This window comes from Blautia luti (assembly GCF_033096465.1).
GTDB lineage: Bacteria > Bacillota > Clostridia > Lachnospirales > Lachnospiraceae > Blautia_A > Blautia_A luti.
The window spans coordinates 859,518-877,174 of sequence record NZ_AP028156.1 but is presented as its reverse complement, the minus strand read 5'-3'; the positions used below and the strand labels follow the sequence as shown (position 1 = coordinate 877,174).

14 protein-coding genes are annotated in these 17,657 nt (G+C 44.1%); 3 read left to right on the top strand and 11 right to left on the bottom strand.

Annotation, left to right across the window (positions count from 1 at the left end; all coding sequences use genetic code 11):
- Positions 1–272 precede the first annotated feature (272 nt).
- From R8695_RS04065 to R8695_RS04055, 3 genes are read left to right on the top strand one after another with little or no spacing between them, the layout of a single operon-like run.
- A complete protein-coding gene (locus R8695_RS04065; protein WP_118510100.1) occupies positions 273–2,654 on the top strand; it encodes an endonuclease MutS2 in 2,382 nt (793 codons plus the stop codon).
- Between the two features lie 15 nt (positions 2,655–2,669).
- Positions 2,670–3,371 carry a response regulator transcription factor gene (locus R8695_RS04060; RefSeq protein WP_118510102.1) on the top strand — a complete coding sequence of 234 codons (702 nt, stop codon included), beginning with the start codon at positions 2,670–2,672 and terminating at the stop codon, positions 3,369–3,371.
- Positions 3,368–4,780, top strand: coding sequence for a sensor histidine kinase (locus tag R8695_RS04055; RefSeq protein ID WP_154780696.1), 1,413 nt, complete (start codon positions 3,368–3,370; stop codon positions 4,778–4,780). The genes R8695_RS04060 and R8695_RS04055 overlap by 4 nt, the downstream gene beginning before the upstream one ends.
- 53 nt (positions 4,781–4,833) lie before the next feature.
- On the opposite strand, the gene ade is transcribed toward R8695_RS04055, so the two are convergent.
- From ade to R8695_RS04000, 11 genes are all read right to left on the bottom strand, one after another.
- Positions 4,834–6,561, bottom strand: a complete 1,728-nt coding sequence (gene ade, locus R8695_RS04050; RefSeq protein ID WP_118510106.1) for an adenine deaminase — start codon at positions 6,559–6,561, stop codon at positions 4,834–4,836.
- Positions 6,562–6,821: 260 nt separating this feature from the next.
- Entirely contained in the window at positions 6,822–8,798 is a 1,977-nt protein-coding gene (locus R8695_RS04045) for an oleate hydratase (RefSeq protein ID WP_182437389.1), read from the bottom strand.
- A 242-nt stretch (positions 8,799–9,040) separates the two neighbouring features.
- A complete protein-coding gene (locus tag R8695_RS04040; protein ID WP_118510108.1) occupies positions 9,041–9,601 on the bottom strand; it encodes a TetR-like C-terminal domain-containing protein in 561 nt (186 codons plus the stop codon).
- An 82-nt stretch (positions 9,602–9,683) separates the two neighbouring features.
- Positions 9,684–10,184: a tRNA (cytidine(34)-2'-O)-methyltransferase gene (locus R8695_RS04035; protein ID WP_118510111.1), complete on the bottom strand. Its 501-nt coding sequence runs from the start codon at positions 10,182–10,184 to the stop codon at positions 9,684–9,686.
- Positions 10,185–10,200: 16 nt separating this feature from the next.
- On the bottom strand, positions 10,201–10,818 hold the full coding sequence (locus R8695_RS04030) for an AIR synthase-related protein (protein ID WP_154780698.1): 618 nt from the start codon (positions 10,816–10,818) through the stop codon (positions 10,201–10,203).
- Between the two features lie 133 nt (positions 10,819–10,951).
- On the bottom strand, positions 10,952–12,631 hold the full coding sequence (locus R8695_RS04025) for a B12-binding domain-containing radical SAM protein (protein ID WP_154780699.1): 1,680 nt from the start codon (positions 12,629–12,631) through the stop codon (positions 10,952–10,954).
- Positions 12,628–14,625 carry a ferrous iron transport protein B gene (gene feoB, locus R8695_RS04020; RefSeq protein ID WP_154780700.1) on the bottom strand — a complete coding sequence of 666 codons (1,998 nt, stop codon included), beginning with the start codon at positions 14,623–14,625 and terminating at the stop codon, positions 12,628–12,630. The genes R8695_RS04025 and feoB overlap by 4 nt, the downstream gene beginning before the upstream one ends.
- The gene (locus tag R8695_RS04015) at positions 14,615–14,845 is read right to left on the bottom strand and encodes a FeoA family protein (RefSeq protein ID WP_118510119.1); all 231 of its coding nucleotides are present in this window, start codon (positions 14,843–14,845) and stop codon (positions 14,615–14,617) included. Before R8695_RS04015 ends, feoB begins: the two co-directional genes overlap by 11 nt.
- Positions 14,846–15,095: 250 nt before the next feature.
- Entirely contained in the window at positions 15,096–15,398 is a 303-nt protein-coding gene (trxA, locus tag R8695_RS04010; RefSeq protein WP_154780701.1) for a thioredoxin, read from the bottom strand.
- Positions 15,399–15,422: 24 nt separating this feature from the next.
- On the bottom strand, positions 15,423–16,331 hold the full coding sequence (locus R8695_RS04005; RefSeq protein WP_154780702.1) for an NAD(P)/FAD-dependent oxidoreductase: 909 nt from the start codon (positions 16,329–16,331) through the stop codon (positions 15,423–15,425).
- 277 nt (positions 16,332–16,608) lie between these two features.
- Positions 16,609–17,649 carry an InlB B-repeat-containing protein gene (locus tag R8695_RS04000; RefSeq protein ID WP_154780703.1) on the bottom strand — a complete coding sequence of 347 codons (1,041 nt, stop codon included), beginning with the start codon at positions 17,647–17,649 and terminating at the stop codon, positions 16,609–16,611.
- Positions 17,650–17,657 lie beyond the last annotated feature (8 nt).

Here is a 17,657-nt window from a genome sequence, read left to right as displayed (position 1 = left end):
TCTTCTTTCTTAAATACACTTTTGTCCGCTCTTTCAATCTTTTGTTTTGTCTATATATTTCGCATTCTAGCATACCGCTGTATGATACACAAGTATTAAATTTTCGCTTTTCATAACACCCAAAATCATATATAATAAGAAAGGTATTTCAGCCATACCCGATTTTTTTCTGCTGAAATACTCCCACTATTACAGTTACACCGGGAAACAGGTCAGCTCTTTTTTCCGGTATCATAAATATTAAAAGTAATATCAGGAGACTTAAATCAACAATGAATCAGAAAGCATATAAAGCACTTGAATACTATAAGATCATCAATATGCTGACAGACAAGGCTTCTTCTTCCATGGGAAAGGAAATCTGCAAAAAGACTGAACCGTCTACAGATATTGATGAGATCCGTCATATGCAGACTCAGACGAAAGATGCACTCACCCGTCTCTTCCAGAAAGGGAACATTTCTTTCGGAAGTGTGAAGGATGTGCGTGGTTCTCTGAAGCGTCTGGAAATCGGAAGTTCTCTCGGGATCGGTGAACTGCTTGCCATCTGCAGCCTGCTAGAGAATACCAACCGTGTGAAAGCGTATTCCAGAAGCGAGCGCGGTGATTCTCTTGTGGACTCTCTGGATGGAATGTTTGAAGCACTGGAGCCACTGACTCCTCTTACAACAGAAATCCGCAGATGTATCCTCTCAGAAGATGAGATCAGCGATGATGCTAGCAGCAATCTCCGACAGATCCGAAGAAACATGAAGATCGCCGGAGACAGGATCCACACCCAGCTCTCTTCTCTCGTAAACGGAAGCGCCCGCAATTATCTGCAGGATTCCGTTATCACCATGAGAAACGGACGTTACTGTATCCCGGTCAAGGCAGAATACAAAGGTCAGGTTCCAGGTATGGTACATGACCAGTCCTCCACAGGTTCTACTTTATTCATCGAACCAATGGCCATCGTAAAATTAAACAACGACATCCGTGAACTGGAACTGGAAGAACAGAAAGAGATCGAAGTGATCCTCTCCAACCTGAGCCAGATGACCGCAGAACAGACCGACTCCATCCGCGCAGACCTTGATATCATGGTACAGCTTGACGTCATTTTCGCCAGAGCCTCCCTCGCTATGGACATGAATGCAACAGAACCAATTTTCAATGACGAAGGACGTATCCGTCTGAAACAGGCACGCCACCCGCTCATTGATAAGAAGAAAGCAGTTCCCATCGATATCCGTCTCGGTGATGATTTCGACCTGCTTGTTGTTACCGGACCGAATACCGGTGGTAAGACCGTATCCTTAAAGACTGTCGGACTTCTCACTCTTATGGGTCAGTCTGGACTTCATATTCCCACACTGGACCGCTCAGAACTTGCACTGTTTGAGGAAGTTTATGCAGATATCGGTGATGAGCAGAGTATCGAGCAGTCCTTAAGTACTTTCTCCTCACATATGACAAACGTGGTTTCTTTTCTCAGAAAAGCCAACCGCCACTCTCTCGTCCTGTTCGATGAGCTTGGCGCAGGTACAGACCCGACAGAGGGTGCTGCTCTTGCCATTGCGATCCTTTCCCATCTTCATGAGCAGGGAATCCGCACCATGGCAACCACCCATTACAGTGAACTGAAAGTATACGCACTCTCCACTCCCGGCGTGGAAAATGCCTGCTGTGAGTTTGATGTGGAAACGCTCCGTCCGACCTATCGCCTGCTGATCGGTGTCCCTGGAAAAAGTAATGCATTCGCTATTTCTTCCAAGCTTGGTCTTCCGGACTATATCATCAATAAGGCAAAAGAACAGATCAGCGAGCAGGATGAATCCTTCGAAGATGTCCTCAGTTCTCTGGAAAGCAGCCGTGTGACCATCGAGAATGAACGCCGCGAGATCGAACAGTATAAAAAAGAAGTCGCTTCCCTGAAATCTGAAATGGAATCCAAGCAGGAGAAACTGAACGAGCAGCGTGACCGCATCATCCGTCAGGCCAACGAAGAGGCTCATGCAGTTCTCCGGGAAGCCAAGGAATATGCGGACAAGACCATGAAAATGTTCCATAAGTTCCAGAAAGATCACGTGGATCTGGCTGCTGTGGAAAAAGAACGCCAGGATCTGCGCAAACGCATGAATAAGGCAGAAAAAGGCATGACTCAGAAAACTGCCGCTCAGAAGCCAAAGAAAGAACTTACTGCCAAAGACCTTTCCCTTGGTGATGCAGTCAAGGTTCTCAGCATGAACCTGAAAGGTACTGTAAGCAGTCGTCCGGACAATAAGGGCTACCTGTTTGTACAGATGGGAATCATCCGTTCCAAAGTCCACATTTCCGATCTGGAACTGATCGATGAAGCAGAAATCACCACACCTACCATGCAGCGTACAGGTGCCGGTAAGATCCGTATGTCCAAATCCGCCCATGTATCCACAGAGATCAACCTTCTGGGTAAAACTGTAGACGAAGCAGTTGCAGAGCTTGATAAATACCTGGATGACGCCTACATCGCCCATCTGAAATCCGTACGTATTGTACACGGAAAAGGTACCGGTGCACTTCGAAAGGGTGTTCATAACTATCTGAAACGCCAGAAGCATGTCGCCTCCTTCCGCCTTGGAGAATTCGGTGAAGGCGACGCCGGCGTAACTATCGTAGAATTCAAAAAATAAAAAGGAGGGGTTTTTATGGTTTCCAAACAGAAAATCCTGATCGTAGATGATGATAATAATATCGCAGAGCTGATCGCCCTGTATCTGACGAAAGAATGTTTCGAGACAAAGATCGTAAATGATGGAGAGGAAGCGCTGAAAGAATTTGTCCGCTTCCATCCGGATCTGATCATCCTGGATCTGATGCTTCCAGGTATCGACGGCTATCAGGTCTGCCGTGAGATCCGCCATACTTCCGATGTTCCCATCATCATGCTCTCTGCCAAAGGAGAAACCTTCGACAAAGTTCTGGGACTGGAACTGGGCGCAGACGATTATATGATCAAGCCATTTGATTCCAAAGAACTGGTGGCACGTGTCCGTGCTGTCCTCCGCCGTTTCCAGGTAAAACAGCCGACTGTTTCTTCCAATGAAAAATGTGTCAGCTATCCTGATCTGACCATTAATCTGACCAACTACGCAGTCACCTATATGGACAGACAGGTAGACATGCCACCCAAGGAACTGGAACTTCTCTACTTCCTGGCATCTTCTCCCAATCAGGTGTTTACCCGTGAACAGCTTCTGGATCACATCTGGGGCTATGAATACATCGGCGACACCCGTACTGTAGACGTTCATATCAAACGTCTCCGTGAAAAGATCAAGGATAATCCATCCTGGTCCATCGCCACTGTATGGGGGATCGGCTATAAATTTGAGGTTAAAAATCCATGAAACAGCATCATCTTTCCAGCAGGTTTCTGACGTTCTATATCTGCATCGGAATTTTCGGTTTTTTCCTCATCACACTTGGCGGCTCCTATATGGTGGAAAAATACTTCGAAAGTGCACAAAGTACCACCCTGTATGAGGACGTCTGCAGTATTGCTTCCAGTGATCTGCTCAAAGAACAGCTTTCTGATCCAGAAGGCAGCCATATTTTGGAAGAAATTTCCGGCTTTACGGAACTTCATGATTCCGTACTCTGGATCACCGATACTCAAGGACAGCTTGTGTTCAGTTCCAGTTTGGGAGTTGAACCGGGAGATTCCATACTTCCGGAGAATTTCACTGCTTCTGCCTGGAGTCCCTCTCACTACCAGATCGGACGCTTTTATGACCATTTTTCCTGTGATCATCTAAGCGTACTGACTCCCGTCACTTCCGATCAGGGCGTCCTGGGATATGTAACCATGCATTATGATATGCACGATCTGTACAACCACAGAAGCAGTATCCTGTTCATCATGCAGGTCATCTTTCTGATCTGTTACGCAGCAACCAGTTTTCTGCTGTGGGTCTACAGCCATTACATACGAAGACCTCTGACAAAGATCATCAAGGGGGCATCCGAATACGCCAGCGGAAACCTCGAGTACATGATCGAGGTAAACTCAGACGATGAACTGGGTTATCTGGCCAAAACCTTGAACTACATGGCTGACAAATTGAACCAGAACGGCGAATACCAGCGGAAGTTCATTGCCAATGTTTCCCATGATTTCCGCTCCCCTCTTACCTCCATCAAGGGATATGTCACCGCCATGCTGGACGGCACGATCCCTGTGGAAATGCAGGAACGATATTTAAAGATCATTGCCTTTGAATCCGAGCGTCTGGAAAAACTCACCCGCAGTCTCCTGACCTTAAATGAACTGGATATTAAGAAACGGATGATGCATCTCCATCGTTTCAACATTAATGATACCATTACCCAGACTGCTGCTACTTTCGAGGGAATCTGTTCCAGCAGGCAGATCCGTCTGGAGCTTCTTCTCTCCGGCCATGAACTTTATGTACGGGCAGACATGGAACAGATCCAGCAGGTACTGTACAATTTACTGGACAATGCTATCAAATTCAGCGAAGATAATTCTTCTATCCAGATTGAGACCTCTGTGAAAAATGACAAGGCCTTCGTATCTGTAAAAGATCACGGAACCGGAATCCCCAAAGACAGCCTTCCAAAGATCTGGGACCGTTTCTATAAGATTGACGCCTCCCGTGGAAAAGACCGCAAGGGAACCGGTCTGGGACTGGCAATTGTAAAAGAGATCATCAACGCACATAACCAGCATATTGATGTAGTCAGCACAGAAGGAGTGGGAACAGAATTTATTTTCACACTGGAAAAATGTAAATAAGCTCAGATCAAGCCGGAGAAATCCTCCGGCTTGATCTGTATTTTATCTTATTTTCAATATAAGAAAGGATTTACCAGCATCCTGTCTTCATTCACCAGATAAATTCCTCTCGGTGTAACGCGAATTTCCGGTATTACCGGAAGAGCCATAAACGATAACGTAATAAACGGATCAAATCCTTCTTTTACTCCCATTTCATGTGCCTTGGGAATCATCCTGCCCATCGCTGCATTTACCTTCTCATATCCTGCATCGCTCATCAGCCCCATCACCGGCAGTGGCAGAGTCCCATAAATCTCCCCGTCACATACCAGTACATAACCTCCCTGATCGCGGATCAGTTCCTTCACTGCCAGCATCATATCATGGTCATTATCACCAACTACAATGATATTGTGGGAATCATGGGACACACTGGATGCAATGGCACCGCCTCTGATCCCGTATCCTTTCACAATTCCAACGCCCATTTTTCCGGTATTTTTGTGCCGCTCGATCACCGCGATCTTCTGATATTCTCCATCAGATACGAAAAACTTCTGTCCATTCTTCTCAATCCATGGAACTTTTTCGATCATGTCTTTCGTCACTATCTGTCGTTCCAGCATACCGATCACATGAGCCTTTGTTCCCGGATGTTTCAGCTTCAGACGTTCTTCACTGAAACCGGATATATGAACGGTATTTTTCAGATATGGCGGACATGGTTTTATTTCCGCTTTCTCATCCCTGATGATCTTCTTTCCGCAGTGATATACATCTGTCACATTCAGATCTGTCACATTATCCAGAATTACAAAATCTGCCTGCCGCCCAGGTGCGATCATGCCAAGCTGATGCAAACCATAACATCTCGCCGGTTGAATTGTAGCCATCTGCAGCGCCTTTTCAACAGGAAGGCCAAGCTGTACGGTCCGCTTCACATTATAATTGATATGTCCCTCTTTCCGAATCTCCTCAATATGTTTATCATCTGTACAGAAACAAAAAACTGAAGTATCTGTGTGATGCTCCACGATTCCCTTCACAATAGCATCCAGATTTCTGGCAGCACTGCCCTCACGGATCAGCACATACATTCCATTTCTGGCCTCGGACATTGCATATTCATAATCCACACATTCATGGTCTGTGTCAATACCACCAAGTACATACGCAGCCAGATCCCCAGGTGACAAAAACGGCGCATGTCCATCCTTCACTCTGTCATGAAACAGATGAAGCTTCTCATGCATGGCAATACTTCCATTGATCACTGACGGTGCATCCATCACCTCGCCCAGCCCCAAAATCCTGGGATGATCCAGATATCCTTTCATCTTGCCTGCCGTAAGAAGGCATCCATTATCATCCACATGAGTCGCCGGAACACACGACGGCATCATCACATACACATTCGCCGGAGCATCCTCCGTCTGATCCAGAATATAATCAATCCCATCCGTACCAGACACGTTGGCTGACTCATGGGGATCCACAATAAACGTCGTAGTTCCACACTGCGCCGCCTGCCGCACCAACTCCCCAGGCGTTACCAATGTAGACTCCAGATGCAAATGACTATCAATAAATCCCGGACAAATCACCTTTCCATCCAAATCAATCTCCGTCTCCCCCTCATATGTACCAACACCGATCACAATTCCATCCGCAACAGCCACATCTCCCTCAATAAACTCCCCCGTACCAGAACTGAACACCCGCCCATTCTTAAACACCAGCTCCGCTTTCTCAAGACCTCTCGCCATCTGCGAATATCTGCGATACACCTCAAGTTCCATAAAAACACCCTCCCTTCTAATCTTGAAAAGCCTCTTTATTTTTCAGACTTTTTTAATATCAAATTTATTTTTTCTATATATTTCATTATATATTATCATCTGTCCGCTCAATACGCAACCAATTTTTCTTATCCCTTTCATTTTTTCCTAAAAAACTCACGCCGACACCGCCAGGCGGTGTCCAGACTCCCCGCGTCCCTTATACAAAAGAAAAGCCACAGAACATACGCCCTGCAGCCTTTCCATATATATCATCTTATTTACATCATATACTCTTTAATCACATCATGATCCCTGAGTACTTTCTCAATCACCGTGCCCTTAACAACTTTCAACAATGGTTTCTTCAGCATATCCAGTGGTCCAGGAAGTTCAATTTCCAGTGGAGATTTCCCATCCATCAGCTTCACGCTGCTGTCCAGCAACTCTCTGATATCATAAACACTACCCCATACTTCCGGCACACCTCTGTCCACACCAAGAAGTCCATAAACAGCCTCCATAGCAGTTCTTACAGAATACTCAGTAGTAAATACAGTATCTCTTGGAGTCTCAGCGAACTGTCCTAAGAATGCGAAGTTTACACATCCATCCGGAATAACATCAGGTCTGTCTCCTTTTGTTCTCGGCATGAAGAATGCTGTGATATAAGGCATCATAGTCGGAACACAAACTGCACTGTTCTCAGCCAGATCTTCAATCTCCTCAACCGGAACACCCAGATGATACAGCCACTCCTCTGTGATCTCCTTACCTGTACAATCTTTCATAGGTTTCTTGATATAATCACCAGGTACATCTGTAAACAGACCATATACCCATACACAAACCTTATCTTTATCCTGATCCTTGAACTGTCCCTGTCTGTTGATAGTCCAGCTCATCAGCCAGCTGGAATCCTGACAGCTTACGATACCGCCGGTAACAACCTTACCTGTTCTCGGATCACGTTTGCAGATATCTGTAATATAAGGAATGATCTTATCATCCAGAGTTGTAACTGTTGCTGACTCCCAGTTTGTCTTTGCAATATCGGAACAAAATTTCTCAGGATGTCCGAAAGACGGATCCTGTTTTGCGATATTTTTCCAGAGGCTCCAGCATCCGCTTGTACGAACTTCTGCATCTCCGTTCGGTGCATGGTTCTGATCACCGTAAATTGTTCCCTCTGTACAGCTTCCATTTGTTACAAATACAAGGTCATTCTCTGTCAGAACGATTCCCTTTTCTACGCCGTTTACCTTACACTCGATTGCTTTGGCGATCTTCTTGTTTCCTTCAAACTCAAAGAGCACGTTTGTAACTTCTGTATTGAACTGAAATTCCACACCTGCTGTCTCCAGATATTTCTGCATCGGCAGGATCAGTGATTCATACTGATTGTATTTTGTAAATTTCAGAGCGCTGAAATCCGGAAGTCCGGAAATATGATGAATAAATCTCTGGAAGTACAGTTTCATCTCCAATGCACTGTGCCAGTTCTCGAATGCAAACATAGTTCTCCAGTATAACCAGAATGTAGAATCAAATACTTCGTCATCAAATACATCTTCAATGGTCTTGTCATAGAGATCTTCATCCTTTGTCATGAACAACTTCATAATCTCCATACAGCCTTTCTGGCTCAGATTGAATTTACCGTCTGTATGTGCATCCTTGCCTCTCTCTTTTGTTGCACGGCAGAGAGAATAGTTCGGGTCTTCTTTGTTCAGCCAGTAGTATTCGTCAAGTACGGATACCCCTGGTGTTTCAATGGATGGAATACTTCTGAAAAGATCCCATAAGCATTCGAAATGGTTTTCCATCTCACGTCCGCCACGCATTACATATCCTCTGCTCGGATCGAAGATACCATCACATGCACCGCCTGCAATGTCCATTGCTTCCAGAATGTGGATATTCTTTCCAGGCATCTGTCCGTCACGTACAAGGAAACAAGCTGCTGCAAGAGATGCAAGTCCGCTTCCTACGATGTAAGCATGTTTGTCATCTACACCCTCTGGTTTTCTCGGGTGGGCAAATGCTTCGTAGTTACCGTTGGAATAATAGATTCCTTTACTGTTTTTCTCATATTTTCCACGCTCTGTATTGCGGTATTCACTTGTGTTGTGAAGTGCATCATATTCTTCTTTCTTCTTTGTTTCTGCTGTTTTGTATTTCTTTCCTGCTGCCACTGCTGCTACGCCAGCTCCAACTGCTAATGCGGATACAAGTCCTAAACCTTTATTTTTACTCATAATACACATCCACCTTTCTCGAACTTTGTTTTTCGAAAATTCTTTCAGATCTGCGATTACAAATGCTGCTTTCTTAATCTACATATTTCCCATATAGCAGGCATTTCATCCATCTGAACTTTGTTTTGTCTGTATCTCTTTGTTGCTATGGCTGTATATTAACAGTAAAAATATTGTTCTTCAATTTACAAAAACCGCAAAATGATAAGTTTTTTATCATCCCACGGTTTTTGTAAAGAACTTTATTTATCCTGTTGGAAATTCTGAACAGAAGTCGTTACAGTATCATGAAGAGTCAGACTCATCTTATTTACCAGTTCCTCGATATCCTCTTTCATTCCTGCCTGGATCCACTCGATCATGATTCCTACGAACCCATATTTATAAAAATTCGCAATGAATTTCTTATCCTCTTCCGTGAGATCCAATCCTTTACTCTTCTCTTCCACCACACCGGCGATCAGATCATAAGTGAGTTTGTAAAGATAATTTTCCATTCGTTCCCTGTCTGCATTTCTGTAAACATTCATGATAAATGGTTTGTTTTCCAGAACTGCCTCAAAAATCTGAGTCAGTCCCTCTGTCCAGGACTCGGAAGTCTTCTTTCCCTGAAGCGCCTTTGCCCCGTCTTCTACGCAGGACCATTCTACCAGATCATAGATATCTTTGAAATGGTAGTAAAAAGCCATACGGCTGATTCCGCAGTCTGTGGTGAGGTCTGTGATCGTAATCTTGTCCAGAGGTTTTTTCAGAAGAAGCCTTTTCAGAGATTCTTCCAGTGCTGCTTTGGTCGCATTTGGCATATCAATTCTCCTGTTTGTTTCCATTACATTGTTCCACCAATAACCATCTCCCCCGTTATCTGTGGATTTGAATTAAGTATACTTATTTCCAGTCGTAATTTCTCAGATGTCCTTCCAGATTCATGTGGTCAAAATTATTCTGGCGCAGTGCTTCGTACAAAACGATGGCTACAGAGTTGCTCAGATTCAGGGAACGGATGTCTCCGATCATCGGGATCCTTACGCAGGTTTCCTGGTTCTTTACCAGAATATCTTCCGGAATTCCGGCGCTCTCTTTTCCGAACATGATGTAGCAGTCTTCTTCGTAATGAACGTCTGTGTAAGTCTGCGGTGCTTTTGTCGTTGCATAGTAAATTTTTGCTCCCGGATTCTTCTCCAAAAAGTCTTCGAAATCCAGATATGTGGTCACATCCAGATCTTTCCAGTAGTCCATTCCGGCTCTCTTTAAGGCTTTTTCACTCAGAGAAAAACCCAGAGGCTCAATGAGATGAAGTCTGGTACCTGTTGCTACACAGGTACGGCCGATATTTCCTGTATTCGCCGGAATCTCCGGCTCATGAAGTACAATATTAAGTTTTGCCATTTTTATGATTCCTTTTTTATAACATTTTTATCTTATAAAGTTCGTCCTCTCCCGGACGTTCCAGATAACGGACACCGGAACCGCTGTACAGAAGCCTGTCGTTTCCATCGTTTGTCTGTCCGATGATCTCTGCCATATATCCTTCCTGACGAAGTTTCTGTACCAGTTCCTGACCGCCTCGGATTCCCAACAGAACAGAGCCTTCGGATTCCAGTCTGTACGGATTGATATCAAAGATCTCACATACCTCTATGGTCTCCTGTCGTATAGGCACCTTACGAAAATCCACAGTCAGCCCCACCTGTGACGCCTCTGCCATTTTCCACAGTGCACTTAAAAAGCCGCCTTCCTTCATGGCATAAAGTGCACTGACACCTGCCTCCTGCGCCATCTTCCATACCGTACTGTCCTTTACAGATACCGTTTCTCCAGCTCCATAATCTCTGAAAAGTGTCCTGCAGTTATAAATAAACCCGGCAGAAAACTGCTCTGCCAGTCTCTCTTTCTTCTGTTCCGCAATAATGGAGGTTCCTTTCAGCCCTACCGGACATACAACTGCCAGCTCATCTCCCGGCTGCAGACATCCTGTGATCTCGGCTCTCAGAGCTTCCATTGCCGCCTGTCCCAGTCTCATCCCTCACTCCTAAACAAGAAGAGAAAGTACAGTAGGAACTACCATTGCAAGTACCAGAATGATTGCAATGATGGCTGTAATGACCTTACGGTTTTTCGGATTAAACATTCCCATTTCATTCACCTCTTTAAATTCATACCAGACTCTGTGCTTTTTCAAATACCTGTTCTGTTACATCCTCCACATAGGCATTGTTTGTCAGAGGATCACGATGATTATAATCGAACAGCACAGCTTTTTTATCTCCAAATACTTCTACATGTGCATTTTTCGCTACATTTTCTTTCTTTCGGAAATCCCATACAGGCTTCTCATAGGCTTTCTGGTCGCTGGCAAATCCAGGTCTGCTCTTCAGATTCTCCCGCAGATAAAGATCCATGACCATCTGGTCTGCAATCTCCTCTCTGGAAATTCCAGGTATGGTTTCCAGAAACTCCAGAAGGATTTCATAACGCCGCATCCTGCTGTGTGAAACATCTCCGTATCCCTTTTCCACATAAAACTGCCCCAGGCGTTCATAGATGGAAAAAGCATCTTCAAAAAATCTCTCCGCATATTCAAGAGTCTTTTTGAATTGACCACTATTATAATACACTTCCACCATATTTTCCACAGTTTTCAGCTTTAAAACATCTCCGTAATCCACCCATCTGGTAAAAAGAACCTCATACGGCTCCTGTTCTTTATGGACGATCCCGTATTCCCCGCACATTTCCTGCATATGGGATCCTTTTAATACCTTCAAAAATCCCAGCTGCAGCTGCTCCGGTTTCAGGGCATATACATCATTAAAGGACTTTCTGAAACTGTCATAATCTTCATATGGCAATCCAGCAATCAGATCCAGATGCTGATGGATATTTCCGAAACTGTGGATCCTGTTTACGATCCTGGTAAGTTCCTGAAAATCCATGGTTCTGTGAATAGCTTTGATAGTCTGTGGATTGGTGGACTGTACACCGATCTCCAGCTGGATCAGTCCCGGGCGCATTCCTTCCATCACCTGCAGCTCCTCTTCCCTGAGAAGATCTGCGGAAATCTCGAAATGGAAATTTGTGATCCCATTGTCATGCTCTTTGATATATTTCCAGATTTCCATTGCATGATCATGTTTACAGTTAAAAGTCCTGTCCACAAATTTTACCTGCGGTACCTTATGATCCAGGAAAAACTGCAGTTCTTTTTTTACCAGCTCCGTATCCCTGAACCTGAGCTTTTTATCAATGGAAGAAAGACAGTAGCTGCAGGAAAAAGGACAGCCTCTGCTGCTCTCATAATAAATAATACGGTTTTTGAAATCCTCCAGATTTTCATAGATAAAGGGAATCGAGGACAGATCCAGAATGTGTCTCCATCCATTGTGATGGATTCCCTCTGCATCTCTGTAACAGATCCCGGTGATTTCTTTCAGTTCCTCCGGTTTCTGCTCTATATAATGTCCGGCAAGCTCCAGGAAAGTTTCCTCCCCTTCCCCTGCCATCACACCGGTAAATTCCTGATTCTCTTCCAGAAACTGAGGCGCATCAAAAGAAACTTCCGGGCCGCCTGCCCAGAAGGAAACGCCCGGAAGAATTTTCGCAAGATCACGCATCAGCTCCTTCACAAAGGTAATGTTCCAGATATAACAGGAAACACACACCACATCCGGCTGTTCCAGATAGATATCTCGAAGGATGTCATCTTTCTGCTGATTGATAGTGTATTCTTTAAGGATCACATTGGATGCGTATTTCTGCGCATATGCTTTCAGATCATAGACTGCAAGATTGGAATGTATATATTTGGCATTAAATGCCGCTAACATGATTTTCATAAAAATAAACTCCCTGCCTGAAATACGATCACAGCAGCGACGTAGGCCAGGACAAGCTGAAACAGCACCATCTTCATGGTGAACTTCCAGGATGCGCTCTCCTTATGAATGGTCGCCACTGTTGCCATACAAGGTGTATAAAGCAGGCAGAATACCATCAGTGCATAAGCATTGACCGGTCCGAAACCGTACTGTGCAAGAGCAGTGGATAAACCGGCCATACCGGCTGCTGAGTTAATATTTGCAATGCCAAAGAGCACTGCCATACTTGATACTACCACTTCTTTTGCAGAAAGTCCAGCAATAAGAGAAAGGGCGATCTGCCACAATCCCAGTCCTGCAGGTGCAAGTACTGGTTCCAGCCAGTGTCCCAGGACAGCACCGAAACTTTCCTGCACATCCTGTACCATTCCATGTACGCCGAAATTCAACACAAACCAGATTACAATAGATGCAAGAAAAATGGTGGTTCCTGCCTTACTCAGATAGTCTTTCACCTTTTCCCACACGTAAATGGCAATCGTCCTTGCATTTGGCATCTTGTATTCCGGGAGTTCCATAAGAAGGCTTCCTGCACTGTCACCCTTTTTTATTTTTCCCATGATCAACGCAATAAGAATAGCAATGACCAGCCCCAGTGCATACAGGGAAAATGCTACCGCAGCTGCATAGTCCGGGAAAAATATTGAAGAAAACAGCACATAGATCGGCATTCTGGCAGAACAGGACATAAATGGTGTCAAAAAGATCGTTCTTCTTCTGTCCTCTTCTTTTTCCAGCGTTCTGGATGCCATGACTGCAGGAACACTGCAGCCGAATCCAAGCACCATAGGCAGGAATGCTTTTCCGGAAAGTCCTACCTTTCCCATGATCCCATCCATGACGTAGGCAACTCTCGCCATATACCCGCTGTCTTCCAGAATTCCCAGTGCCAGGAACAGAATAAAGATATTAGGCAGAAATGTAAGGATTCCACCTACCCCGGCAATTGCTCCATCCACCACAAGGGAGATCATCCAGTCTGCCACTTTCATAGATGTGAGCAATGCTGTCGCTCCATTCAGCAATGCATCCAGGCCTGTTTCAAATACTCCTTTCAAAAGATCGCCGATGGTAAACGTCAGGAAAAATACCAGTGCCATGATTCCCAGAAATACAGGAACGCCCCAGATCCTGTGTGTCAGGATCTGATCCACACGGTCAGTCATCTCTTCCTTGGAAGAGTGCTTGTAAAACAGTACTTCCTCTATGATTTCTTCAATATATTTGTATTTGCCATTGATGATTTCTTTTTCATAACTTCTGTCCAGAACTGTCGGCAGATCCACCGGATACGCCTTTATCATCTGCTCATCTGCTTCCAGAAGCTTGATAGCCGTCCAGCGTTTAAAACTCAGTTCAGGATATTTTTCACACAATTTCTCTGTCACCATTGTGATCTTATTCTCAATCTCATCAGAATATTTTACTACCAGTGCCTGTACATCTTCTTCATAATGGTGCTTGACCGCATGAAGAAGTATATTCAGTCCGGTTCTTTTTCTGGCTGAAACTGGCACTACCGGGATATTTCCCAGCATTTCCGGGAGACGATGATTATCAATCTCCATTCCACGTTCTTTCACAATATCCATCATATTCATAGCCAGGATCACAGGCTTTCCAAGTTCCAGAAGCTGAAGAGTCAGATACAGATTTCGCTCCAGAGAAGAAGCGTCCACTACATTGACGATCACATCAATATCATCTTCCATCACACAGTTTCTTGTAACTTTCTCTTCTATGGAATAGGAAGTAAGGCTGTAAATACCCGGCGTATCGATCAAATTGATCTTCTGTCCCTTATAGAATGCAGTTCCTTCTTTTTTCTCTACTGTAACTCCGGGCCAGTTGGCAACTTTCAGATTGGCTCCTGTAAGAGCATTGAATAATGTAGTTTTTCCGCAGTTAGGATTTCCCACGAAAGCTACCTGAATGGTATGTTCACTGTTCATGATATTCTTTCACCTCAATTCCCCCTGCGATTTCCTTTCCCAGTGCCCATCTGGTTCCGCGGACACGGATGATCGTGGAGCCGTTTCTTTTCTGATTCAGCACCTGCACTCTGGTTCCCTCCAGGATTCCCAGTGCCTCCAGACGCCTCTGTACATTTTCCCACTCATGGATCTCCTCCACCTGATACCATTGCGCAGTCTTTGTCTCAAGTAATGTCATGTCGCTCCTTTGTATCTATTGATACTTTTTTTTATTTTTATAGTTCTATAGAAATTATAAGATAAGTGTCTGAAAACGTCAATTATTAATTAGTTTTAAGAAACTTTATCATTATTATTTCTATGCTACAATCTCGGGACATACTGTGCAAATTGTCTGTAGCAAAAAAAGCAGGTCTGCATTTTCGCCAAACCTGCTTTCTCAAACTGTTCAAATCAATAATCCTGATTTCTGCATCAGTTGTATTTTATTATGCATCCAGAGCACTCTTCAATTCTTCTTTGGAAGTAAGACCTACGAAGCGTTTCGCTTCTGCTCCGTCCTTGAACAGGATCATTGTCGGAATGCTGACTACACGGAACTGCTGTGCAAGTGCCATGTTCTGGTCTACGTCTACTTTACCTACTGCATAGCCTTCTTCTGCCAGTTCTTCTACGATTGGACCCTGGCGCATGCATGGTCCGCACCATGTTGCCCAGAAATCGATCAGGATCGGTTTCTCGGATTTTAATACTTCTGTTTCAAAATTTGCTACAGTAATCTCTTTTGCCATGATTGATGTCTCCTTTACTTGTTCTTATTTTAATGATCTTACATATTTTCCGGCATTAATGCCTGCCTGTGCACCCTCATAGACAGCCTTCGCCACCTGAAGAAGTCCACCGGTGCAGTCACCTGCCGCATAAAGTCCCGGAATAGTTGTTTCCATATTTTCATCAACTTTGATATTGCCTTTTTCTGTCAGATCCGCTCCCATCTGACGGGCGATCTCGGTACTTCCGGCAGTTCCCATCGCGATAAATACACCTGCTGCAGGGCAGAAATCATTTGCCTGCTGACCTGCATCTGCATTCATTTCCTGTGCCTGTATATCTGGTGCAAGACGGATTCCTGATACCAGGTCATCCCCTTCTACAGACTGGATTTTCATTGTATTTACACTGATATTTCCTTCAGGGGTAAATTCCGGTTCTTCACCGTTTGTATAAATAGTTACTGTAGAAGCTGTATTGGACAGTTCCTTTGCTTCATGCATAGCAAAGTCACCGTTTCCCAGAACTGCTACATTTTTGCCTCTGTAAAAGAAAGCATCACAGATTGCACAGTAGCTGACACCTTTTCCCTCAAATTCTTTAACACCCGGAATCTTCGGTGCAGCACGTCTGCTTCCTGTTGCAAGGATCAGGCTCTGTGTTTCAAATTCACCCTTTGTAGTTTTTACCACAAAGGTATCAAAACCGCCGACTCCAAGAACCTGTGCATCTAATATTCGTACACCAAGCGCTTTCGCCTGGGCGATTCCCGTATCATACAATTCCTGACCGGACAACGGATGCTCCAGTCCGTAATAATTTTCTATTTTCTCTGCTTTCTCCAAAGCCCCGATCCCGTTATTGATTACCAACGGATCCAGATTTCCTCTTACTGCATAAAGTGCAGCGGAAATTCCAGCAGGTCCGGCGCCTATGATTATCACTTTCTCCAATTTCTGTCACCTGCTTTCCATGAATCTATTCCTTTCCTGCCTCTCACTTTGTTACTGAATGTTCAGGAAAGAAATCACATTTCAATGTATTTATTACTATACTACGTTTTCTATGAAAAATCCATCTTTTATCTGGATAAAATTAGTAAATTTTATAATCATCACAAGTATCTTCTGTTTCTGGCAGAAACTGACAAAATAAAACAAGTAGCAAAGCGGATATTCGCAATCTGCTCTGCTACTTGCTCATAGCCGAATATCTGCTTCGCAGTTTCGGTTAAAATTTCTTACTTACATAATCTCCTGATACATTCAGGGAATTTATGGACTTCATACAGTAAGAGAAAATTCTTTTATAAGTCTTATAGGTATAATGCAGTCCATCATCTTCATTCTGTCTGTCCAGCCATCTGGCAGTTCCGTATCCATTCTTTCTCAGGTAAAAATATGTATCAATAAACTGATACATTCCTCCAAGCTGTCTGCATAGCCGCTGATTAAACTGTCGGATTTCCTGAGGGTCATGACGTCCCAGACGTGCCGATGTCCCGGAATTCAGAGGATTTACAGACATATAATAAAGATCGCAGTTTTTCTTTTGAAGTGTTCTGCCAAGTTTCTTCATATAAGAAGTGTATGTATTTGCCAGACTTTTTACATTTACATTGCTCCAGTTATGATTAAGGTCATTCACCCCATGATTAAATATTACAGCCGTTTTCCCATTGCCGGATGCCAGTATATTCATAAGATTAGATTCCCCGGTACTTTCCAGCCAGTCCAATGTAGAACCTGTTTTCGCCACAAAGTAAACATCTGGAAATGCATTCTTGCCGAACTTTTCACTGACCACCTTTCCCATGGCATAGGTTCTGGAATCGCCCACAAAGATCACCCTGGAATACTTTCGCGGCATCTGAATGTTTTTTCCTGAAAGATTCGGCTCTGCACTGCGCCTGAATTCTACTGCATATAGATTCATATTGCTTTTTACAGTTATAGTATCACCGGATTCATACGCCGGATTGGCTGTTCTTCCCTTAACTTTGGACCAGCCCATAAATGTACAGCCTTTTTTGTTTGCCATGGACGGCAGTTTTAATTTTCCATTGGATACGGTATATCTTTTATATATTTTCCCATTGCTGTAACGGAAGGTAACTACCGGCTGGCTGTTCAGTTCCGGTTTCGTTTCTGTACCATTGCTAAACAGATTTGAAACAGTACTTTTCCCCTGTGCCTCCAGCACATTTCCCGGAGTCCCCATACACAAAAGCAGTCCCGCAAGTACTCCGCACAATATTTTCTTTATATTCATTTGATTTT